The following is an 18,904-nucleotide window of genomic DNA, read 5'->3' as shown; positions in this document are numbered from 1 at the left end:
TACGTTATGCAACGTTTCGACTAGCAAATCTAGGGGGAGTTCTATCCAATTTCGAGGGAAATTAGCGCTGTTCGGCCGATATTTCGGTGACATAGTGTCACTATGCCCTCAAAGTTGTCTCTAATCCGCGATGTTCGCGCCACAATTTGCAAATTAATGATTTCGTGGCGCGGATGTCGAAAAACGAAAATTTTCGACAGATGGGAGACCACCTTAGTAACAAAAAACCCGACACGATGGCCGGGTTTTTTAGAGCCACTCCTCAACACGCGCAGGAATGACAGGATGGGGATAATTTCGCTCAGTTGCTCACTGATGTCAACAAGCAATCATGCGGCGTCTTTCATCAGCAGGCCTTCGGCCTCCAGAATCACCCGCACCTCAGCCAGGGCGTCATCTACCATGCCGTCGAGCTTCTCGTTGATTTGCGCTCTCCAGCGGCGCCGTGTTGGCTCGGATGTAGCGTCCAGGTCCCAGGTGTTCATGTCGTAGAAGCTGTCCGCCAGAATGATCACATCCTCTTCCAGCGCCTCGATCCGGCGCCTCTCTGCCTGACCTGCAGCGACTGCAGCATTTACCGTCGCCTCCCGGCGCCATGGTGAAGCGTCCAGCGGGACCTCAATTGACACCGAGCGCGGGGCCTTTCGACGAGCGCCCTTCAACTTCGGGATCGCCCAGGCCGTCACCGCCTTGTAGATGAATAGCTGTGGTGCCGGGCTGGCAATAAGAGGCCTCACCGCCGTGATCGCCTGAACCTTCTTCACCTTACTGGTGCTGTACTTCGCCACCAGGGCATCCCAGTGTCGCGGGATCAGCAGGTGATGCAGGCGCGCCGAAAGCCAGTAATCCACCTGGGTACGATCCAGACCATGTGAAGGACTGCTCAACGAGGCCAGGCAGCCGGCCTCCTCTTCGGCGGCCTTATACAGCTTCTGCCATGCCTGCCCTTTTGCAGCGCCCTTCTCGCCTGCTGCCAATGCCGCGACTACCGCCCCCGATACGCTGCTATAGATCATGTCCTTCCCCTCAATCCCCGGTGTAATTCGTTCCGCCGGCACCGCGACGGTTGTTCTGTTGGTACTGCGCAGCCGGCCCCATGAGCACTGGCTTATTCAACTGTTCGATCTGCCGCTGAGCAGCCTGCAAACGAAGGCTCAACTGGGTGACCAGCTCATCCACCGGTAGCGCCTCACCAGTCGCTGCCACTACCCAGCCAGAGGCGTTGCACTGCACGCAGGCCATCTCGTGAAACACCCCTTCGATGACCGCCACCCCCCGGCATGCTGGGCACTGGGCCAGTTCGATCACCTGCTTGCGGAAGGCGGGGCCATGGCTCTTTTTCATGCCTTTGAATCCTCGCTAATAACAAATTCGGTAAGGTTGCTTGAAGCTGCGCCATTAGCGGGCTGCATGCGATTCCGTGAAATCTCGGATAAGGCCTCTTTAAGGCCGTGAATGGCGCTGAAGCCGATACCGTCAAGCCACGCGTGCCACTTTTCCAGAGCCGCTCTGCGCTGCTGCATAGCCTGGGTGTGGATGTAAGTGCTGGCAATCTTGCCTAGCGAGTGGTTGAGCAGCATCTCGCCGATATGACCGTCGATACCGAGGTCGGTCCAGGTGGTGCGGGAGACCTTGCGCAGGTCATGGCTGGTCCAGGCGCCCTTCCCCAGCCGGGTGAACACGGCACTGGCCTGAGCCTCACTCAGCGGCTGACCACGGCGGCTCGGGAACAGGTAGGCTCCATCGTAACCATGAGCCTGCTGGATAGCTCGATAGCGGACCAGCAGCGCCCTGAGCTGAGCAGTCAGCGGCAAGCGGTGCTCGGTGCGGGTCTTCGTGTGCGCTGCGGGGATGAACCACTCGGCCGCTGCCAGCGAGATGTCACTCCAGCGCGCACGGCGGGTTTCACCGATCCGCGTGCCGTGGGCAAGCATCATCAGGGCGAGCATGGCGTCACCGGGCGCTGCATCGAACGCCTGGACCAGCTTCTGAATCACCTCAGGAAGCTGCACGTCTCGCAGGCGCGCTGCCTTGGGCAGGATCTTGGCCTTGGTGAAATCACTAAAGCGCATCCCGGCCATGGGGTTGCGATCGATGAGGCCCAACTGCAGGGCCTGGCGGAAGGCAGTCAGCAGCAGCGCGAACATCTGGCGCAGGTACGATAGCGACACTTCGGCCTGACACGGCCACATCAGAAGCTTGTCGAGGCTGTCGGCACAGACATCAACCATCGTCAAGTAATGCAGGCGCGGCTTCAGGTGCCGGGCGATGGCGGAGCGAGCGCCGGCCTTACGCTTGGCCGACAGCGAGCGGTCACGGGACATCCGGTCACCGTACCAGTCCAGTAGCCGGCCAACGGTATCCATGCCCGAAGCAACCGGCGCAGTGGCTGGGTCACGCATCAGGCGTTGCCGCAGTGCCGGCAGCACCTCCAGCACCGCCGCAACGCTCAGGTCTGGCCAGCGAGCGATTGGCACCCACCGCTTACCGCGCACCAGATGCCAGGTGCCACGGTCGCGAGTACTCCAGAAGCGCAGGTATAGGCCCGGGTGGCGAGGATCGCGTAGGTCGCGCACAGACCTATCGGAAGCCTGGCGGCGCAGCTCGGCCTCGCTGAACTTCACTTCCCGCGTCGCACTCATGCGGCCACCTTGGTCGGCGCCATGCGCAGATATGCCCGGATCTGCTCCATGGCATCGAAGTGCCCCCGGCAAACGACCGCCAGATAGCCCTGCTCATTCAACCGGCGCAAGCAGGCCGACTGACTGGCCGACACGGGGGCAGGCTCAATGGTTGCCTTGAACTCGATGTACAGGCCGAAGAAACCACCACGCGCCATGGTCAGCACCAGGTCAGGGATACCGGCCTTCACACCCTGCTGCTTCAACTTGGCCGCCACCAGCTTGTGCCGGTGACCACCATTCGGCACGTGGTAGATCAGCTCAAAGACCTGCGGGTAGCGGAGCTCGATTTCCCGCATCAGCGCGGCCTGCTCCAGGCCTTCGCGGTCGACAGGCTTGGCACGGGGCTTCTTCGTACCGAATAGCGCTGGCTTGGCGGTCTTCATGCAGCAATTACCCCCTCACGGATCAGGACGGCCTGCGTGCGCATGACACCCTCGGCGTGGTATTGGCGAGCCGTCTCACGGTCGACAACGTTGCTGCGGCCATCACAAGCGTCATGGCAGGCGCTGCAAGCATGAGCACCCTGCAGGTCATTCGGCTTCATGCCGACGCCGCAGGTGCCGGACATCCGGTAATGGGCCAGCACGGTGGTTTCGGGATTGCCGTTGCAAACGCCTGGAATGCGCACCTGGCACTCCCGACCGCGCGCGGCTTTGGTCAGCTTGGATTGCTTCATGGGCGGTCGTCTCCGTGAAGATCGATGACAGTGAAAGTGGATGGCCACATACGCAGGCCATGAATTCGCGCCGACGCTTCGTCGCGGTACAGGCCAACAGGCGGCTGGGGCTTATTGGTGAGGTCCAGCAGGTGACCGCAGGCGTATAGCGCCCAGCGGTACTCAGTGAGGTCAGGCGCAGCCAGCATCGGATCGGTCATGCGCGTGCACCTCGACCCGCACGCAGCGCCTGCAGCGCGGCACGCCCCACATCGAGAGTGCGTGGCGCGGGCGGTGCAGCAAGCTCGGCGACCGGTACCGGCCCCAGGCTCTCGCCTTTCCAAATCTTCCGGCACTGCGCCAGGTAGTGCTTCTCGAAGCAGCTCAGCCCGAGCTCACGCGACATCAGCGGCAGACTATGGAAACCGGCGGCAGCAGTTGCGTGGTAAACGGCTGGATGCATCCACTTCGCCGATCCACGCATAGCTGGATGGCAGTTGCGCAGGCCTTGGGCGTAGGCCTTTTCGACGCTGGGCAGGCCCAAGCCTTCCGGCGCGAAGCACCAGCTGACGAACACGCCCGGCGCCGGAACGAACGCGGACTTGCTCGCGCTCAGCACGCGCATGCCGTGGTCGATCTGCTCGAGGCGAGTGATCCCGGAACGCATGAACTCGCCGAGCCATTCCAGCTTGGCCGCATCCATCACGGAAGGTGTTGGCCAAGATTGGCGCCAAGCGCCGCAGGCGCCGCGCAACCGTAGGAACAAATCCTCAATGACCTGCTGGGTTGCTGGATCAATCGGTACATGGCCTGGCTCAGCCGGTGGCTGGTAGGTTGGATCGGTTTTGCGACTGGCGAGGAGTTGTCGAACATTGGTCGCGGTCACAGGCGCACCCCCTTCTGTGCCCAGTTGGATTTGGTCTCGTCCAGTTCTGCTTCGGCTGCAGCCTTGGCCTTCTCGCTCTTGAGCCACTTGGCCAGACGGAAGCACCAGCCGCCATTGCTGTCGAACACCTTGGGTCTAGCGACGAAGAAGCCCAGGAAGCCCTTCAGCGCCTCTTCGGTGAGCGCTTCGAGGGTGAGGCCGGCCAGGGTCAGTTGGACGGACACCTTGTCGACCGGTGGATTCCATTCGGCGAACATGGCGAACCGCTGCAGGTAGTCCTGGGACTCCAGCGCCTGGCGATCTTGATCGGCGATCACATCCTGCAACTCGCGCGGCTGCTGCTCTTCGGTTACTTGATGGTTAAGTGACGGATTGGGTGCAATGGCTGCACCCCGTTCTGTCGTAGATTGCACCCCGTTCTGCTGTACGTTGCACCCCGTGTCGTCAGTTGCACCCCGTTCGTTACGAGGTGCAGCCACTGCACCCCGCTTGATCTGGAGGTCGTAAACCACAGGGCGGCGGTCGTGACGATCGATGTACACAGCAGCCAGTGCCTGGTTACCTCGAACGATCAAGCCCTTCTCTTCCAGTAGATCCAGCTTCGACCGCACAGTGCGCTCAGAGAGGCCCGTGTCTTCGGTCAAGGTCTTGGCCGATGGGAAGGCGCCACGGCCATCGGTACCGGCATAGTTGGCAAGGCACAGCAGCACGTGGCGTGCGCTTGAGTCTTTCCCGAGGTCGCGACGAGAGAGCGCCCAGGTCATAGCTTGAACACTCACAGCGAGGCTCCAATATTCTTTTCGGCCAGCAGAGCAAGGCCTTTCGGGGTGACGAGGGGTTGATACGCAGCGCGATCGGCACCGGTTTCGGCATCCGGCTTCAGGGCGGTGACCTTGTGGACCATCAGACCGGCGCTGATGCGAGGCTGATAAGCGATCCAGCGCGTCGATCCGTTGCGATGGAAGATCCAGCGATGCTGCTGTAGCCAGGCGAATAGCTTCGAGGGCGGAACTTGCAGGTGCTTGGCCGCGTCAGTGATGCAGATCGCTCCGCCAGCGCCAGCGAGACGCTGGATAGCAGCTACCTTCGGGGCCTGCTTTTCGATGACCTGCTGGAGTTGCTGATTCTGTTCGGCCTGCTCAGCAGCCAGGCGCAGGGCCTCGGCGAAGTTCGTCGGCACATGAAGGTGAGCGACCACCCTGCCCTCCAGCTCATGCCAGCGGCGAATCACCTTCATGCGCAGGCCAGCGCTATAGCCAGTCAGCAGGCAGTCGGTGTGCTCCCGGTCCAGCAGGTACTCGGTCTGCTGGCGGTTCATACCGTCAAGATAGATGCGCGCAAAACTGCTCACATCTTCCTTCAAGTCTTTCGCCATGGCCTGGATGTCGCGCTTGACGTCAGGGTGACGCTTTCCGGTCAGCTCGGCGATCTCTCGCGACGACATGACCTGACGCGATAGATTCGCGGTGATGCCAGAACCTGACGCGACAGTGGCGCTATTGCCTGCATCGATTGCAGTGTGCATAATCGACTCCACGATGTTGTTGAAGAAGCCGGTCTAGCCACCGGCTTTTTTGTGCCTGCGATTCAGGCAATTGCTTTCCCGCAGACGTGACCAATCCCGCCGACTGAGCTACCGCCCTCAGCGTTCAATGTCCCCGCGCGTCCTGATGTACTGCCGTCCATTTCCTTCCCCTTAATGGTCTTCCTGGTGCGAGCGGCTCAACTGCCGACTACGCCGTTGTTGCTCATCGGCCCCCGCCGATGGTGTTTCGGTGCTGCTGTGGCTCGCGATCAGGCGGCCTTAACCGATGCCGCCATCTCGTCCAGGCTCTTGCGGACGTGATCAATCTCTTTACTGATCTGGGCTTTCTCGATCTGGGAAACGTGGTTGTCCTCAAGTGCGACGTGCACAGCGATAGTCAGCTCGGCTACTTCCTTACCGACGCTGATCATTGCTGCAGTGAGCGCCTTGGGAACTGGTGCTTCCTTCGCTACCAGGTCGAAACCGAACGAATCCGCCAGCGCCTTCAGCGGACGCATGTCTTCGGTATGCAGGAGAATCCCGAACAGATGCTCGATGGTCAGGTGGTGAGCATCGTTATCCGGGTTAGCGCGCTGCAGCAGACTGACGTGGGGAACGCCCATCTTTGCGCTCAGGGTCTTGGCATCGTTGTCCTTTACTGCGTCGTGGCAGGCCCGCAAAAACTTGTCCATTCGTAAAATCCCAGTTCTGTTTCAGTGGTGGCGTAATGCCTGCCGGCAGATAATTTGGTTCGTGCTCAGGCAGCTTCGCCCTTTTGCTTAGCCTTGAGGGCACCCTTGGTAATTCGCTCAATCTGGTACTGCCGCAGCTCCGGTACCTCACCCCACTGGCGAATTGCCTCATAGGTGACACCAAGAGCTTTGGCCAACACCGAGATGGACCCGAAATGTTGAATTGCTTGGTTTTTGGTCATGACGACCTCCTTTGCTTGCCTTCATATTCAAGCATGCTTGTATTTACAAAACAAGCATGCTTGACAAGCACTCTTGTAGATTGCCCTCATGAAAATCACTGACCGAATCACGAAACTCGTACTCGCAAGGAAGCCCACGATCGGCGTTCGTAGCGTGAAACGAGACATTGCAACCACATGCGGCATCAGCTACGAAGCCGTTCGCCAGTGGTTTGCGGGTGACACCGAGAACATCAAAAACGAGAACCTAGTAGCAATCGCAGATGGCTACGACACAACTGTGGACTGGCTTCTTTCAGGCAAAGACGAGCCGCCGCGCAAGCGTGACCTTGGACCGACGGGGATCAGTCGTCAGTCTGCACCAACGTCATCGGCGGATTTGGTTCAACGCATGCTCGAGAAGCATGGCAAAGGTCTTTCGGATGAGGCGCGCCGGAAAATAATCCAGGCTGTAGAGGCTGATCCTTCTGGGTCAGGCGACAGCAGCAATCTGCTTGCCGTTAATACAGCTACAGAAGGCGATATCTCGATCCCACAGTACGACGTACGCGCCGCAATGGGCCATGGCCAGCTGCCTCCAGAGTACAACGAAGTAATCCGGAACGTGGTCATTCGCGAGGAGCTGCTGCGTGATAAGGGCGTGAGTTACACCTCCCCTCAAGCCCTGGCGATCATCACTGGATGGGGCCAGAGCATGGAGGGCACGATCAACGACAAGGATCCCGTGATTGTTGACCGTGGCGTCAATGACTACGCAGGTGAAGGGGTATACGTGCTGAGCTGGCATGGCGACCTGCTCATCAAGCGCTTGCAGCGGAAGGATGAAGATCACGTGTGGCTGATCTCTGACAACCCTAAGAACAAGGATCTAGAGGCACGGATCGACGACGTAACGATCCACGCCAAGGTGCTTCTTGTGTGGAATGCTCGCAAGGTTTAATGATATTGCACCGAGGCAACATGAGCAGCTGGACAGGGGTCACTATCCAGCTCTCAATACCTCAATGCTCGATCAGCAGTTCGTCATACTCACCAGCGGCCAGGGCTTCCTCGTCGTACGCATAACCTAAAGCCTCGATCTTCTTGCGTTTTTTATAGAGGCCGAGCTCTTGCTTTGCATGGTTCACCGCCTCCTCTTTGATGAAGTCTTCATATCCGCTGAAAACCGGATAGTCGTTGAGGACCAGCAGTCGATCTAGCTGTTTGTGTAGAGAGTCCATTGTCATCTCGCGCTTCGCAAGCGCTGTCCCCTCGGCGAAAAGCATGAATTGCTCCGACAGGATGTGCAGTCGATACAGCTCATCGCTACGCAGGTAATTTTTGCCCGTCTTGGCTTCATCAAGCGTAGGGAAATCGCCACGCATCGTCTGAACGCCCATGCCTTCCGCATGATGATCGGCCCGATCGAGAATAAGTTTGGAGCTCGTCATGCCTGTTACTGCGTGATGAAACTTGTCCTGCAGAAGCGCATAGAAACTCCTGACCTGCTTAGATCCAGGATCATAGTCAGAGGAGCATATTTTGAAGCACTCCCGGACCTTGGCGTACACCTGCTTCTCTTCCGAGCGAAGGGCTCGCACGGCAGCCGCCAACTGGTTCAGCTTTTCGGGGGACTCCCGTAAAGCCTTCTCGTTGATGACGTAGCCTTGTTCAATGAAAGCCTTAAGAGTCTTGGTTGCCCACTGACGGAACCGAACCGCTCTCTTTGCGTTCACTCGATAGCCGACGGAAATAATCATATCCAGATTGAAATGCAGTACGCCCTCTCTCTGAACCGGTCGTCCACCCTCAATTTGAACTAGTGCAAATTTTGCACTAGTTGCTATCTTCTCTAGCTCTTCATCGACGTAGACATTTTTTACGTGTTTTTTCGCGACCGAAACATCCACCCCGAAGAGGTCAGCGATGTTTTGGTAAGTAGCCCAAATCGACTGCTCCTCGGGATCGAATCTCAAGCTGACTTCGACGCCATCGTCCGCGAACAGCATGGCTTTTTCGGAAACAACAGGGTAAGGCTGTATATCCTTTGGCATTGTCAGCTCCAGTGCCAGGTCAAAAATCAAATGCCATTATGCCATCAGCAGAACAAGGTTCTCTCGCAGCTTGCTTTGCCCGTTTAAATCAGAAAGGCGCCTCCTCTTCCCGCTCCACCGACTCCACCTCCCACTCCATCTCGATCACCCGATCGTCGTCAGTTGGTGCATCCCATTCCAGGATCACCGACCCGTCATCGCAGAAGGTCATTTCCAGGCCGTCAGTCTCTGCAAGCAGATCCATCATCACTTCCCAGTCCTGATCGGTATCCGTGTCTAGCCGGTGTATCAGCACCTTCCTCCCCTGTTGGGCCAGTGGCGAATTGATCATCGCTGAAACCCTCAGACCAAGCTTCTCCAAGCCAGTCAACTCCTGATGCTTTGACCTCTCTCCTAGCGTGGGCACTTCCAATCACTCCAAGTAACTGTACGGATATACAGTAATGAAAAACAACACAAGCTTGCTTGCATTTAATCCACAAGCATGCTTTTATTAATGCAAGTTCGCTTGCATTTGAACTTATCGCATTGCCGGAAAACTGCCGGCCAGACAGCGATGCCAGGGGCAACCCAAACGCTCTTTAACAACCCAACCGCAGAAAGGCTGCCAGCCAGCGAAAAGACTGACGCACCGGGCGTGGGCGACTCCCACCCTGCTGCGCCGTATCTGAGTAGTGATGGCAGCCCAAACCGTAAACGTATGGAAAGAAATGCGCCCAGCCAACCGTGGCGAGTAACGGAGCCCAGGAATACCAGTTTCAGAATTAGCGCCCTGAGCTTCGGCTATGAGGGGCGCCGGACTTGATGCAGCCCTGACCCACTCAACCGGGGCCAAACAGAGCTTTAGCGCTGCATCTCGTATGGACCTTTGAAGGCGCCGTCACCGCTGATTGACGGCGCTGGAGGAAGCTCGCGGCCCACCCCAGCGAATCGCGGACCTGCAATCAGCAGCGGGGAAGCGAACTGATCACCGTTGATGCAACACACCCGGCCTGTCGCCAGTAGCGAGGCCGGGATTTCACCAGATGCCACTCGTTGAGTGATATCCGGGAAATCAATCGGGAGATAGGGACATGGCTCAGTTCAACATCGAATCACACATAGGCAACGGTAAGCGCCTTGAGTGGCTTGCCCTGCCTGATAGGGGCGAGACAGTCGAAAGCATCGTGATCGCGGTACGCCGCGCAGCGATGAAGAAGTTCGGCGACGCGGTCTGGTTCAAGCGCTGGACACATGTCGTGGCCAGCAATGGCTTCGTAACGGTGCAGATGCATGCATGACCGATTTCACTGGCTGGCCTTGGTGACAGGGCCAGACGGGAAATCAACCACCACGCCAGAGGATTCACCATGTTGGGACTGAAAAAGCTGTTCGGCAAAGGCCGCGAGGCTCGCGCCGCACTGGGCAAGCTGGAAAACCGGGACCTGCTGCAGGCCATCGTTTACGGCTGCTTTTACGTCGCCGCAGCTGACGGCGAGATCGAGCCGGCTGAGTTGGACAAGATCGATCGCCTGCTGCGCAACGAACCGAAGCTGCAGGGCTTCGGGCCCGAACTGGGCAACCTGATCGACAAGGCCAAGGCTGACTTCAATGAGGGCGGCCCTCGCATCATCCGCATGAACGCCGAGCGCGAGCTGGGCGACCTGGCCCACACCCCTGGCGATGCCGAAACGGTCATCAACTTCATGCTGACCATTGCTGAGTCAGACGGCGAGATCGAGCCGGCGGAAATCGAGGTGCTGGAACGCGCAGCGGCGAAGCTGAACGTGCGCCTCAAGGACTATCTGTGACCGCCTGGCTCTCCGCCAACCCAGCAAAAGGCGTTTTGTTGGTGATGGTCGCTTTTCTGGCGTTCCTGGTGATCGCCGGAAACCTGATCAATCGAACATCCTGCGCTTGGTACGGCCAGCAAACCGAGCGTGAGACGCGCTATGCAGCGTTTGTCGGCTGCATGGTGAAAACCGGCGCAGGCTGGGTTCCGCGCAGCGAGCTACGCACGCAGCAATAGAGCATCACTTCTGCCCATTCACTGAGTGGGCAGCGGGATGACAACCAAGGAGAAGGACCATGTTGATACTCACCCGCCGCATTGGCGAAACCATCCGCATCAATGACGACATCAGCGTGACCGTGCTGAGCGTCCAGGGCCAGCAGGTGAAGCTGGGGATCGCAGCGCCGGCAGAGGTCGCCGTGCATCGTGAAGAGATCTACGAGCGAATCCAGGCGGAGAAGTGCAGCCCAGAAGCTGCCTGACTCCGCCAAAGAACAACCAGCGCCACGTCAGCCTGACGTTAACTGCCCGATCACCTGGTCCCCCATCACCAGGCTGCATCGGGGTGTGATCTGGATGCGCAGGCTGATGCGCAAACCTAGTCTCGTTGGCTAGCTACTGAGACATCAGAGAGTTAGGCCGCCAAGCCGGAGATCAGTACCGGCCAGATCACACTCCAATACAGCCACCACCGGCTAGCCCTTCCCCGCCCGGTCGACGGGCATCAAAACCTAGAGGAATCCAACATGCACCCAGCCATGCAGGAGCGCGTGGAGGGCTTGGCTGCCCTTCGCCTGCGCGCCCACCTCGCAACTACGGACTTCTACGCAATGATCGGTCGACCAGCACCCGTGCAGAGAGTGCGCTACCAAGTGGTCACCAAGGGCAAGGCCTATCACGTCGTGGAGCTGGCCACCGGTAAGACCAAAGGCTTTTGCTTCAGTTACAAGGCGGCGATGGTATTCGTTGAAGCCATGGAGACTGCAACAGACCAGAAACTGGTACCACGGCAATGATCGGCGAACCTATCCCAGATCCGCGCCATCAGATCCTGGCTGACCTTAACGCGAAGATCGACCGCTTCTTCGCTGATGGTGGTCAGGTGACCGTGGGAAAGCCATTCGAGTACGTCCCTCGACCGCAGGCCCAGTTCAACAACCAGCTACCGGTCGGCGAACGCAAGGCAGCAGCGCTGAAACACCGCGATGAAGAAGCCAGGCGCATCGAGCAGATACGCGAGATGGCCAAGACAATGACCTACAACGAAGCGGCCAGAGCGACCGGCTACTCCACGGCCACGCTGCATCGTATCGCCAAGCAAGGCGGCTTCCTGTTCAAGGTCAGCACCGCACGGCGCGGCAAGGGTCGAGCCATCGACCGGGTGGCAGATGCGGCCAAGCTGGAGCAACTGAAGGCGCTGCGTAATGGCGGCCTATCGCGCTACCAGGCATCCAAGCAGATGGGTATCAGCGACAAGCTGCTGGATCGCCTGATCAGCGACTACGAGATCGACTTCCCTGCCAGGCCGATCAGCAGTAGAGCGAAGCACGACCAATGATCATCGCCACTACCAACCACCTGGAGGCGATCAAGTATGCCGCCTGCATGGCCAGAGCAACCAGCACAGCCTGGGGCATCTACCGCACCAACAATCAGCAGCTTTGCGTCATGCCCGCCACCGGCACACGCCAGCAGGCTCTGGAGGTGTGCCACCCATGATCCGCCGAATTTCAAGCCGCGTCCGGCATGGCCGGCGCCAGCAGCATATCGACCTACCACCCAGCGGCATCCTGCCCACGGAGACGAAATCATGCCAACCCCAACCGATACAGCCGAGTTCCTCGAGGAGCTTAACGGTGGCGCTTTCGCCAGCCAGATCGGCCACGCCCTTTCCGAAGTCGCCGCCGGCGTCGTGGACTACGGCAAAGCCGGGAAGCTGACCATCACTCTCGACTTCAGCCAGATTGGCGAGTCGAGCCAGGTCAAGATCAAGCACAAGCTCGACTACAAGGTGCCAACCAAGCGCGGTACCCGCAGCGAGAACACCAGCCTCGATACACCAATGCACGTCGGCGTCGGCGGCAAGCTTTCCCTGTTCCCCGAAAAGCACGACCAGCTGTTCAGTCGTGAACAAGCACCTGTAATTCCCCGCAACTAACCTCATCGCTCGCAAGGAAAACACGAATGTCTCTCAGCAAAGAAGCAGTCCAGCTCATCACCGATAACGCCTTGGCCGCCGCCGGCAAAGTCCTGCCGACCAACACCCCGACCGTTCTGGTTCCTGAAAGCGCCACAGTTATCGACCTGGAACGTTTCCAGGCAGGCCGTAGCCGCTTCCGTGGCACCTACTCCACCCATTCGCTGGCTGACTTCAGCGGGTACGTCGTGGAGCGCGCAGCGCCTGACGCCAAAGGCTTCATCGACCAGGACGCCATGAGCTGCGTTGTGCTCTTCAACATCGGCACCCCACTGAACCCGGGCCACGCCGATGATCGAGCCGTGCTGCGCCTGAAGGCCTCGGCAGCGTTCGCCGCTGTACAGGCGGTGGGTGGCCAGGCTCTGAACCAGAAGGCCATGAGCGACTGGATTGAAGACTGGCACCAGCACCTGGTGGCAACGGCCGAAGATGGCAGCGGCATGTCGATCGCCAAGGCAATCGCTGCAGTACGCACTATCACTGTGAAGGCCTCGTCGGAAAGTGATCACGCAGTTGGCGAGACCCGCGCCAGCCGCAGCACCATGGATCAGATCGAGGCCAGCAGCAAAGAAACCTTGCCGGCCTGGCTGGACTTCAAGGTCATCCCGTTCGAGGGTCTGGGCGAGCAGGTAATCCGACTGCGCGTTTCTGTCATCACCAGTGGCGCGCAGCCAGTACTGAAGCTGCGCTGGATTGGCGAAGAAGCGCAGCGCGAAGAGATCGCCCAAGAATTTAAGGCGGTGCTCGATGAAAAAGTAGGGGCGGCCGCTTCGCTCTCCCTTGGCACTTTCGACGCGAAGTAACCCCGCACCGAGGAATCATCATGCAATCGATTTACGTTAAGAACCTCACCCTTAACATTCATTCCTCGCCAAAGGCAGCCATGCCAGCCCTGGCCGTGCTCAGTGCGGCCCTCGCAGCCAGTGGCGCCATGAAGGCTGAAACCACAGCGCTTACTGATATCCCTGCTGTCGGCAAGCCATGGCCGGGCCAGGGCGGTATCAACGGCGGCATCGTAGCGGCCCGTGGTGATGTGCCGGCGCACTACCTGATCATCGCTGCTGCCGACGCTGGCGACCACGAATGGGGCGGCTACCGGGAAGAATCGAAGTCGACCAGCAAGACCGACGGCAAGGCCAACACCGAATGGCTTTGCAACGAAGAAACCCAGCACCCAGCCGCAAACGCCTGTGCTGAGTACAAGGCTGATGGTCATCACGACTTCTACCTGCCGGCAGCGGCCGAGCTGTATCACTGCTGGGTGAACTGCCCCGAGGTGTTCGCGCAGGACTGCTACTACTGGTCGAGCTCGCAGCGCTCCGCCTACTACGCATTCACCATGACCTTCGATGGTGGCGATCAGTACTTCATCGGCAAGGGCGGCGAGCTCCGCGTCCGCCCCGTCCGCAGGTTGTTTATTTAATCCTTCATTCATTCAAATCAGGGCGCATCAGCGCCTTTTTTGTTGCCTTCAGAAAGGAGCAGCACATGAGCGCAGTAGAGAAAGTGGCACCTGCAGTACAGCTTCCCGAGATCGGCCAGCCATTCCAGGGCGGCTTCTTCTCTGGCGTCACCGTCGAGGGTGGTAAGCGCTACGCCAACATCACTGCCGGTGCAGCGCATGAACTGGTCGGTGCCTGGGGCGAGTACGGCGTCAAGATCGAAGGCGCCGACAGCTTCACCGACAGCCGAGCGAACACTGAGTCCATGGCAGCCGCTGGCAGCGATCTGGCTCAGAAGGTGCTGGCTCTGGATATCGGTGGCTTCACCGACTGGGCGATCCCTGCTCGTGACGTGCAGGAGCTGCAGTACCGCCACTTCAAGCCGACCAGCCGCGAGAACTACTGCTGGAACCGTGATGGCGATAACCCCAACAGCCTTCCGGCTGGTCTGCTGTACACCGAGGAATCGCCTACGCAGACAGCTATCGTGGCATTCCGCGAAGACTCTCCGGAAGCCTTCCAGGCACGCTGGTACTGGTCAAGCTCGCAGCGCTCCGCCGACTACGCGTTCTGCATGCACTTCGTTGGTGGCACTCAGCACGGCTACGGCAAGTACTACGAGCTCCGCGTCCGCCCCGTCCGCAGGTCGCTCATTGATTGATTCGTTTATTTAATCCGGCCGCTTGCGGCCGGTCGCTCTTGGAGGGCGAGCCGAATGGCAATGCACATGGACCTGCAGATATACAAGGCCTCGCTTGGCCTGCTGCAAATGGCCACGAACCTGACCCGAAACATACCACGCGACCTGAAACAGTCACTCGGCAAGCGCGTCATCGATGAGTGCATCGATGTCCTGATGTTGATCGCCCGGGCCAATGCCACACGGGATAAGCATCCTCACCTGATCCAGCTCGTCGAGAAAGTCCAGGTGATTGAGTTCCTGATGCGACTGTTCAAAGAAAGTCGCTTCATCAGCGTCTCGCAACATGCAAAGACGATGGAGGTCACCACCTCAATCGGAAAGCAGGCCAACGCCTGGAAGCGCTCAACCCCAACCGCGCCCGCTACCTGAGAGTTACGGCTTTCTGGTCTGTGCGAATTGAACCTGGTCGTGCCGCTGACCTTTGGTCACCGCCATGCGCACCCTGGATACCGCCGACCTAAAGCGTCGCGCAGGTCCAGCGCAGTTTCCCTGCTGAAGATTCGGCAGGGCGACGTAGATAGCACGACTGGTCGCAGCGCTCCGCCAACAACGCATTCAACATGAACTTCGATGATGGCAATCAGAACAACAACGACAAGAACAACGAGCTCCGCGTCCGCCCCGTCCGCAGCTTCAACGCCATACCCGTTCAGCGATCTAGTCCAGGCCTACTACGACTGCCGACGCTCCAAGCGCAACAGCGCCAGCGCACTGGCTTTCGAGATGAACCTGGAACGGAACCTGACAACGCTACACAGCGACTTGGTAACCGGCCAATACCGGCCAGGCCGCTCTATTTGCTTCGTCGTAACCCGACCCAAGGCCCGGGAGGTGTGGGCAGCGGACTTTCGGGACCGGATCGTTCACCACCTGCTGTACAACCATGTGGCCCCGCGCTTCTACGCCAGCTTCATAGCGGACAGCTGTGCCTGCATCCCAGGGCGCGGCACGCTTTACGCCGCCAAGCGTCTTGAGTCGAAGATCCGCAGCGCCACGCAGAACTGGTCGAAGCCGGTCTTCTACCTGAAGTGCGACCTGGCCAACTTCTTCGTCGCTATCGACAAGCAGGTGCTACGCCAGCAACTGGCGGCCAAGATTGATGAGCCTTGGTGGCTGGCCTTGGCCGAGCAGATCTTGATGCACGACCCGCGCTGGGATTATCTGACCCGCAGCCCGGCGCACCTGTTCAACCGAGTTCCGCAGCACAAACGCCTCACTGCGCAGCCTGAATACCTTGGCCTGCCAATTGGCAACCTGTCATCGCAGTTCTTCGCCAACGTCTACCTCGATGCTCTGGACCAATTCTGCAAGCACCGGCTTAGGGTCAGGCATTACGTCCGCTACGTCGATGACTTCATTCTACTGCACGAATCACCGCAGCAGTTGAACGCATGGCTGGCCGAGATCGAAGCCTTCCTGCCGAAGCTAGGCGCCAAGCTAAACCCGACGAAGACCATCCTGCAGCCGGTTGAGCGCGGCGTCGACTTCGTTGGCCATGTCATCAAGCCATGGCGCCGCACTACTCGGAAACGATCAGTGGCCCAGGCTATGAAGCGGACCGCAGCGGCGCCACCTGAGCAGCTTCGCGAAACCGCCAACAGCTACTTCGGACTGATGACTCAAGCCAGCCACAGTCAGAAAGACCGCGCCGCCCTGGCCAATCTGGTGTTGCGGCGCGGGCATGTCGTCAATGGAAATCTGACCAAGACCTACCCGAGGAAAACATGACAACAGCAATCGATCTGTTCGCCGGCCTCGGCGGATGGAGCACCGGCGCGCGCGCCGCAGGCGTCCAGGTTCTCTGGGCGGCAAACCACTGGCCGGTAGCCGTTGAATGGCACAGCGCCAACCACCCCGAAACGCAGCACGCTTGCCAAGACCTGCACCAGGCACGCTGGGAGCAGGTGCCGGCGCACGATATCCTGCTGGCATCGCCCTGCTGCCAGGGCCACGCTAAGGCACGGGGAAAGAAGTCGGGAAACCCGGAGCACGACGCTTCACGATCCACGGCCTGGGCGCCGGTATCGGCCCTTGAGTTCCACCAGCCACAAGCGGCGGTGATCGAGAACGTGTCGGAGTTCACCGACTGGGTGCTTTACCCGGCCTGGCTGCAAGCGGTACAGGCGCTGGGATATCAGGCAGCTCCGCACATCGTGGACTGCGCCGACCTCGGCGTGTCGCAGCACCGGGTGCGCCTGTTCATGGTCCTGACGCGCAGCAAGGCACCGCTGATGCTGCAGCTGCCGCAGGAACGACATGTGCCGGCAGCCAGCTTCCTCGACTTCGATGCCGGGCGTTGGTCACAGATCGAGAAACCAGGCCGGGCCCAGGCTACGCTTGATCGGGTACGCAACGGGCGCCAGCGCTTCGGCGAGCGATTCATCATGCCCTACTACGGCAAAGGCTCTGGCACCACCGGGCGCGACATAAGCCGGCCGATCGGCACCATTACCACCCTTGATCGCTGGGCTTTGGTCGACGGCGACCGCATGCGGATGCTCAGCGCCAGCGAGGCACTGGCCGCGATGTCGTTCCCGGCTGACACCCTGCGTCCGGACAACCACCGGCTGACCATGCACATGGCTGGCAACGCTGTGCCGCCGCTGGCCGGGCAGCGCGTGATTGAGGCCTTACTGAAGGCCGCATAAAGTAAAGAGTACATTTGTACTCCATCTGGAAATACCCCTCTCCCCTCTATTGAACAGCCGCGATATGGCGGCCAAGGAATCCCTATGCTTGATGCAAATATCCACGAAACCCTGAGCACGCTCACTGCAAGTCAACTGGCCAAGCTGCTTGTCATGCGCAAAGGACTTGAGTTCGGCTACACCTACACGCTCACCGACGATGACGGACAGGATATCGACATCGACCTGGCTTTTCTGGCCGCAGCACCAGGTGATTTGCTGGAGGCTCTGTTCGACGAAAACGAGCATGACGACGCCATCAACGAGGTGCGCTACGAGGCCGAAGATGTTCACGGAATCCCGTATTGGTGCCACTACAGCTGGAATCGTAACTACGAGATCGACGTTAAAGCCTTCATCCTGCCCTATGGCCGGGCCCTGGCTTTCTGCGAGATGAGCGGCGGAGGCAAGCACGGCGAGCCGAATGCCTACCCGTGGGTGGATGAGGCCAAGTTCATCAAGGTCGCCGGCGTCGAGGAAAGGGTCATCAAGACCTACAAGTTCGAGGAAATTCCAGAATCTGCTGAGGTCGAGCAATGACCCGCCTCGCCCTCTGCCTCCCGATCTCGAACGGGCCGAGGCTATGAGCAGGTTCATCGCAGTGATCCACGGATGGCACGTCCATAGCAAAGGCTTCAACGTGCATGAGCTGAACGCAACCAGTCATGAAGCTGCTGATGACGAAGCGTGCCTTCTTGCTGCGCGACGTGATGCCGCCTTCGACCGCACAGCCTATGTAGTGGTCGAGGTGGATGACCGTGAGCACTTACCCCGGCGCCTGACATGGCGCGAACGCCTAACCGGCAAAATTCAGTAACCCCTCCCCCTACAACAACTCAAGCCTGCCGATAGGCGGGCGAGGTATCCCTATGTCAGCAGTTCAGCGATTCCACGAAGCAGCCAATGATGCGCTGGTCAAACTCAGCGAGCATTGCCTACCAGGCGCCAAGTTGGCCTTGGTGATTTATACCCCGGGCGAGCCAGAGCGGGACATCGTCATCGAAGATCAGGGCCTTGATAAAAACGAGGTGGTAAGCGCCCTCCGTCGGCGCGGCCTGAGCATTGACGGTGACAACGACTACAAGGCCGACCTGTGTGACTCGATCGTCGGTGCACTGGCTTTCGGTAAGCAAAACACCAATCCGCCACCGGCAGACCACTGGGGGCAGCAATTCTGGGAAATCGGTCGGGCCGAGGGTGAGTTGCAGGAAGAAATGGAAACCTTGCTCAGACGCCTAGTTCAGTGGGATCTGGACTACCCAGTGAACTGCTATGACGGTTACGCAGGCCTCAAGGCACTGAACCAGATCATCGCTGATGCCAAGACGGTTATAGCAAAGACCCCCGCCTAAACCCCTCCCCACCTCTGCCGCCATGCGCGGCGTGG

General features: G+C 59.3%; 31 protein-coding genes. 18 read left to right on the top strand and 13 right to left on the bottom strand.

All coding sequences use genetic code 11. The features are described from left to right. Positions 1-329: 329 nt before the first annotated feature. The 11 genes from CS390_RS11075 to CS390_RS11025 all read right to left on the bottom strand — a co-directional run bounded on the left by CS390_RS11075 (position 330) and on the right by CS390_RS11025 (position 6,684). Positions 330-1,016, bottom strand: a complete 687-nt coding sequence (locus tag CS390_RS11075) for a hypothetical protein (RefSeq protein ID WP_099774393.1) — start codon at positions 1,014-1,016, stop codon at positions 330-332. A gap of 10 nt (positions 1,017-1,026) precedes the next feature. Further along, entirely contained in the window at positions 1,027-1,344 is a 318-nt protein-coding gene (locus tag CS390_RS11070; RefSeq protein ID WP_099774392.1) for a hypothetical protein, read from the bottom strand. Further along, entirely contained in the window at positions 1,341-2,642 is a 1,302-nt protein-coding gene (locus CS390_RS11065; RefSeq protein WP_099774391.1) for a site-specific integrase, read from the bottom strand. Before CS390_RS11065 ends, CS390_RS11070 begins: the two co-directional genes overlap by 4 nt. Then, positions 2,639-3,067 carry a VRR-NUC domain-containing protein gene (locus CS390_RS11060; RefSeq protein WP_099774390.1) on the bottom strand — a complete coding sequence of 143 codons (429 nt, stop codon included), beginning with the start codon at positions 3,065-3,067 and terminating at the stop codon, positions 2,639-2,641. Before CS390_RS11060 ends, CS390_RS11065 begins: the two co-directional genes overlap by 4 nt. After that, positions 3,064-3,360 (bottom strand): DUF1364 domain-containing protein, encoded by a 297-nt coding sequence (locus tag CS390_RS11055; RefSeq protein ID WP_099774389.1) that lies wholly within the window; start codon positions 3,358-3,360, stop codon positions 3,064-3,066. The genes CS390_RS11060 and CS390_RS11055 overlap by 4 nt, the downstream gene beginning before the upstream one ends. Further along, positions 3,357-3,560: a hypothetical protein gene (locus CS390_RS11050; protein ID WP_256587603.1), complete on the bottom strand. Its 204-nt coding sequence runs from the start codon at positions 3,558-3,560 to the stop codon at positions 3,357-3,359. The genes CS390_RS11055 and CS390_RS11050 overlap by 4 nt, the downstream gene beginning before the upstream one ends. After that, positions 3,557-4,225, bottom strand: coding sequence for a replication protein P (locus CS390_RS11045; protein WP_099774388.1), 669 nt, complete (start codon positions 4,223-4,225; stop codon positions 3,557-3,559). The genes CS390_RS11050 and CS390_RS11045 overlap by 4 nt, the downstream gene beginning before the upstream one ends. Next, complete coding sequence (locus CS390_RS11040; protein WP_099774387.1) at positions 4,222-4,989, bottom strand: helix-turn-helix domain-containing protein; 768 nt, start codon at positions 4,987-4,989, stop codon at positions 4,222-4,224. The genes CS390_RS11045 and CS390_RS11040 overlap by 4 nt, the downstream gene beginning before the upstream one ends. Before the next feature lie 11 nt (positions 4,990-5,000). After that, positions 5,001-5,669 (bottom strand): phage regulatory protein/antirepressor Ant, encoded by a 669-nt coding sequence (locus tag CS390_RS11035; protein WP_099776639.1) that lies wholly within the window; start codon positions 5,667-5,669, stop codon positions 5,001-5,003. A gap of 350 nt (positions 5,670-6,019) precedes the next feature. Then, positions 6,020-6,442, bottom strand: coding sequence for a phage regulatory CII family protein (locus CS390_RS11030; protein WP_099774386.1), 423 nt, complete (start codon positions 6,440-6,442; stop codon positions 6,020-6,022). A 65-nt stretch (positions 6,443-6,507) separates the two neighbouring features. Continuing rightward, positions 6,508-6,684, bottom strand: coding sequence for a Cro/CI family transcriptional regulator (locus tag CS390_RS11025; RefSeq protein WP_099774385.1), 177 nt, complete (start codon positions 6,682-6,684; stop codon positions 6,508-6,510). A gap of 88 nt (positions 6,685-6,772) precedes the next feature. Between CS390_RS11025 and CS390_RS11020 the strand changes: the two genes are divergently transcribed. After that, positions 6,773-7,624 (top strand): XRE family transcriptional regulator, encoded by an 852-nt coding sequence (locus CS390_RS11020; protein WP_099774384.1) that lies wholly within the window; start codon positions 6,773-6,775, stop codon positions 7,622-7,624. Positions 7,625-7,685: 61 nt separating this feature from the next. On the opposite strand, the gene rhuM is transcribed toward CS390_RS11020, so the two are convergent. Both rhuM and CS390_RS11010 read right to left on the bottom strand, forming a co-directional pair. Further along, positions 7,686-8,717 (bottom strand): RhuM family protein, encoded by a 1,032-nt coding sequence (gene rhuM / locus CS390_RS11015; protein WP_099774383.1) that lies wholly within the window; start codon positions 8,715-8,717, stop codon positions 7,686-7,688. 88 nt (positions 8,718-8,805) lie between these two features. Continuing rightward, positions 8,806-9,123 carry a DUF1654 domain-containing protein gene (locus CS390_RS11010; RefSeq protein WP_256587602.1) on the bottom strand — a complete coding sequence of 106 codons (318 nt, stop codon included), beginning with the start codon at positions 9,121-9,123 and terminating at the stop codon, positions 8,806-8,808. A gap of 667 nt (positions 9,124-9,790) precedes the next feature. Between CS390_RS11010 and CS390_RS11005 the strand changes: the two genes are divergently transcribed. The 17 genes from CS390_RS11005 to CS390_RS10930 all read left to right on the top strand — a co-directional run bounded on the left by CS390_RS11005 (position 9,791) and on the right by CS390_RS10930 (position 18,869). Next, complete coding sequence (locus CS390_RS11005) at positions 9,791-9,997, top strand: hypothetical protein (protein WP_099774382.1); 207 nt, start codon at positions 9,791-9,793, stop codon at positions 9,995-9,997. A 69-nt stretch (positions 9,998-10,066) separates the two neighbouring features. After that, on the top strand, positions 10,067-10,507 hold the full coding sequence (locus CS390_RS11000; RefSeq protein WP_099774381.1) for a tellurite resistance TerB family protein: 441 nt from the start codon (positions 10,067-10,069) through the stop codon (positions 10,505-10,507). Beyond that, positions 10,504-10,725: a hypothetical protein gene (locus CS390_RS10995; protein WP_099774380.1), complete on the top strand. Its 222-nt coding sequence runs from the start codon at positions 10,504-10,506 to the stop codon at positions 10,723-10,725. The genes CS390_RS11000 and CS390_RS10995 overlap by 4 nt, the downstream gene beginning before the upstream one ends. Before the next feature lie 59 nt (positions 10,726-10,784). After that, positions 10,785-10,970, top strand: a complete 186-nt coding sequence (gene csrA / locus CS390_RS10990; protein ID WP_099774379.1) for a carbon storage regulator CsrA — start codon at positions 10,785-10,787, stop codon at positions 10,968-10,970. A gap of 264 nt (positions 10,971-11,234) precedes the next feature. Beyond that, on the top strand, positions 11,235-11,504 hold the full coding sequence (locus tag CS390_RS10985; RefSeq protein ID WP_099774378.1) for a hypothetical protein: 270 nt from the start codon (positions 11,235-11,237) through the stop codon (positions 11,502-11,504). Further along, positions 11,501-12,046, top strand: a complete 546-nt coding sequence (locus CS390_RS10980) for a MerR family transcriptional regulator (RefSeq protein WP_099774377.1) — start codon at positions 11,501-11,503, stop codon at positions 12,044-12,046. Before CS390_RS10985 ends, CS390_RS10980 begins: the two co-directional genes overlap by 4 nt. After that, the gene (locus CS390_RS24945; protein WP_157767132.1) at positions 12,043-12,207 is read left to right on the top strand and encodes a hypothetical protein; all 165 of its coding nucleotides are present in this window, start codon (positions 12,043-12,045) and stop codon (positions 12,205-12,207) included. Before CS390_RS10980 ends, CS390_RS24945 begins: the two co-directional genes overlap by 4 nt. Before the next feature lie 91 nt (positions 12,208-12,298). Beyond that, positions 12,299-12,646 (top strand): hypothetical protein, encoded by a 348-nt coding sequence (locus CS390_RS10975; protein WP_099774376.1) that lies wholly within the window; start codon positions 12,299-12,301, stop codon positions 12,644-12,646. Between the two features lie 26 nt (positions 12,647-12,672). Continuing rightward, complete coding sequence (locus CS390_RS10970) at positions 12,673-13,488, top strand: DUF2303 family protein (RefSeq protein WP_099774375.1); 816 nt, start codon at positions 12,673-12,675, stop codon at positions 13,486-13,488. 20 nt (positions 13,489-13,508) lie between these two features. After that, positions 13,509-14,108 (top strand): DUF1566 domain-containing protein, encoded by a 600-nt coding sequence (locus CS390_RS10965; RefSeq protein WP_099774374.1) that lies wholly within the window; start codon positions 13,509-13,511, stop codon positions 14,106-14,108. Positions 14,109-14,173: 65 nt separating this feature from the next. Beyond that, on the top strand, positions 14,174-14,788 hold the full coding sequence (locus CS390_RS10960; protein WP_099774373.1) for a DUF1566 domain-containing protein: 615 nt from the start codon (positions 14,174-14,176) through the stop codon (positions 14,786-14,788). Positions 14,789-14,842: 54 nt separating this feature from the next. Next, the gene (locus CS390_RS10955; RefSeq protein WP_099774372.1) at positions 14,843-15,199 is read left to right on the top strand and encodes a four helix bundle protein; all 357 of its coding nucleotides are present in this window, start codon (positions 14,843-14,845) and stop codon (positions 15,197-15,199) included. A gap of 354 nt (positions 15,200-15,553) precedes the next feature. Beyond that, on the top strand, positions 15,554-16,558 hold the full coding sequence (locus CS390_RS10950) for an RNA-directed DNA polymerase (protein ID WP_256587601.1): 1,005 nt from the start codon (positions 15,554-15,556) through the stop codon (positions 16,556-16,558). Next, positions 16,555-17,478, top strand: coding sequence for a DNA cytosine methyltransferase (locus CS390_RS10945; protein ID WP_099774370.1), 924 nt, complete (start codon positions 16,555-16,557; stop codon positions 17,476-17,478). Before CS390_RS10950 ends, CS390_RS10945 begins: the two co-directional genes overlap by 4 nt. 84 nt (positions 17,479-17,562) lie before the next feature. Then, positions 17,563-18,057: a hypothetical protein gene (locus tag CS390_RS10940; protein ID WP_099774369.1), complete on the top strand. Its 495-nt coding sequence runs from the start codon at positions 17,563-17,565 to the stop codon at positions 18,055-18,057. 43 nt (positions 18,058-18,100) lie between these two features. Further along, positions 18,101-18,334 (top strand): hypothetical protein, encoded by a 234-nt coding sequence (locus CS390_RS10935; RefSeq protein ID WP_099774368.1) that lies wholly within the window; start codon positions 18,101-18,103, stop codon positions 18,332-18,334. Positions 18,335-18,386: 52 nt separating this feature from the next. Beyond that, entirely contained in the window at positions 18,387-18,869 is a 483-nt protein-coding gene (locus CS390_RS10930; protein ID WP_256587600.1) for a hypothetical protein, read from the top strand. The last annotated feature ends 35 nt before the right edge of the window (positions 18,870-18,904 follow it).

This window comes from Pseudomonas sp. HLS-6 (assembly GCF_002753995.1).
Classification (GTDB): Bacteria; Pseudomonadota; Gammaproteobacteria; order Pseudomonadales; family Pseudomonadaceae; genus Aquipseudomonas; species Aquipseudomonas defluvii.
Note: the sequence above shows the minus strand (reverse complement) of the source record. Positions and strands in the feature narration are given on the sequence as shown.

Coding starts and splice junctions, on each gene's coding strand:
- CS390_RS10950 (WP_256587601.1), top strand. CDS start 15,554: ATGAACCTGGAACGGAACCTGACAACGCTACACAGCGACTTGGTAACC.
- CS390_RS10965 (WP_099774374.1), top strand. CDS start 13,509: ATGCAATCGATTTACGTTAAGAACCTCACCCTTAACATTCATTCCTCG.
- CS390_RS10985 (WP_099774378.1), top strand. CDS start 11,235: ATGCACCCAGCCATGCAGGAGCGCGTGGAGGGCTTGGCTGCCCTTCGC.
- CS390_RS11060 (WP_099774390.1), bottom strand. CDS start 3,067: ATGAAGACCGCCAAGCCAGCGCTATTCGGTACGAAGAAGCCCCGTGCC.
- CS390_RS11075 (WP_099774393.1), bottom strand. CDS start 1,016: ATGATCTATAGCAGCGTATCGGGGGCGGTAGTCGCGGCATTGGCAGCA.
- CS390_RS24945 (WP_157767132.1), top strand. CDS start 12,043: ATGATCATCGCCACTACCAACCACCTGGAGGCGATCAAGTATGCCGCC.
- CS390_RS11025 (WP_099774385.1), bottom strand. CDS start 6,684: ATGACCAAAAACCAAGCAATTCAACATTTCGGGTCCATCTCGGTGTTG.
- csrA (WP_099774379.1), top strand. CDS start 10,785: ATGTTGATACTCACCCGCCGCATTGGCGAAACCATCCGCATCAATGAC.
- CS390_RS10935 (WP_099774368.1), top strand. CDS start 18,101: ATGAGCAGGTTCATCGCAGTGATCCACGGATGGCACGTCCATAGCAAA.
- CS390_RS11000 (WP_099774381.1), top strand. CDS start 10,067: ATGTTGGGACTGAAAAAGCTGTTCGGCAAAGGCCGCGAGGCTCGCGCC.
- CS390_RS11070 (WP_099774392.1), bottom strand. CDS start 1,344: ATGAAAAAGAGCCATGGCCCCGCCTTCCGCAAGCAGGTGATCGAACTG.
- CS390_RS10940 (WP_099774369.1), top strand. CDS start 17,563: ATGCTTGATGCAAATATCCACGAAACCCTGAGCACGCTCACTGCAAGT.
- CS390_RS10930 (WP_256587600.1), top strand. CDS start 18,387: ATGTCAGCAGTTCAGCGATTCCACGAAGCAGCCAATGATGCGCTGGTC.
- CS390_RS11005 (WP_099774382.1), top strand. CDS start 9,791: ATGGCTCAGTTCAACATCGAATCACACATAGGCAACGGTAAGCGCCTT.
- rhuM (WP_099774383.1), bottom strand. CDS start 8,717: ATGCCAAAGGATATACAGCCTTACCCTGTTGTTTCCGAAAAAGCCATG.
- CS390_RS10980 (WP_099774377.1), top strand. CDS start 11,501: ATGATCGGCGAACCTATCCCAGATCCGCGCCATCAGATCCTGGCTGAC.
- CS390_RS10960 (WP_099774373.1), top strand. CDS start 14,174: ATGAGCGCAGTAGAGAAAGTGGCACCTGCAGTACAGCTTCCCGAGATC.
- CS390_RS10970 (WP_099774375.1), top strand. CDS start 12,673: ATGTCTCTCAGCAAAGAAGCAGTCCAGCTCATCACCGATAACGCCTTG.
- CS390_RS11020 (WP_099774384.1), top strand. CDS start 6,773: ATGAAAATCACTGACCGAATCACGAAACTCGTACTCGCAAGGAAGCCC.
- CS390_RS11040 (WP_099774387.1), bottom strand. CDS start 4,989: ATGACCTGGGCGCTCTCTCGTCGCGACCTCGGGAAAGACTCAAGCGCA.
- CS390_RS10975 (WP_099774376.1), top strand. CDS start 12,299: ATGCCAACCCCAACCGATACAGCCGAGTTCCTCGAGGAGCTTAACGGT.
- CS390_RS10945 (WP_099774370.1), top strand. CDS start 16,555: ATGACAACAGCAATCGATCTGTTCGCCGGCCTCGGCGGATGGAGCACC.
- CS390_RS11030 (WP_099774386.1), bottom strand. CDS start 6,442: ATGGACAAGTTTTTGCGGGCCTGCCACGACGCAGTAAAGGACAACGAT.
- CS390_RS11055 (WP_099774389.1), bottom strand. CDS start 3,360: ATGAAGCAATCCAAGCTGACCAAAGCCGCGCGCGGTCGGGAGTGCCAG.
- CS390_RS11035 (WP_099776639.1), bottom strand. CDS start 5,669: ATGTCGTCGCGAGAGATCGCCGAGCTGACCGGAAAGCGTCACCCTGAC.
- CS390_RS11065 (WP_099774391.1), bottom strand. CDS start 2,642: ATGAGTGCGACGCGGGAAGTGAAGTTCAGCGAGGCCGAGCTGCGCCGC.
- CS390_RS11050 (WP_256587603.1), bottom strand. CDS start 3,560: ATGACCGATCCGATGCTGGCTGCGCCTGACCTCACTGAGTACCGCTGG.
- CS390_RS10955 (WP_099774372.1), top strand. CDS start 14,843: ATGGCAATGCACATGGACCTGCAGATATACAAGGCCTCGCTTGGCCTG.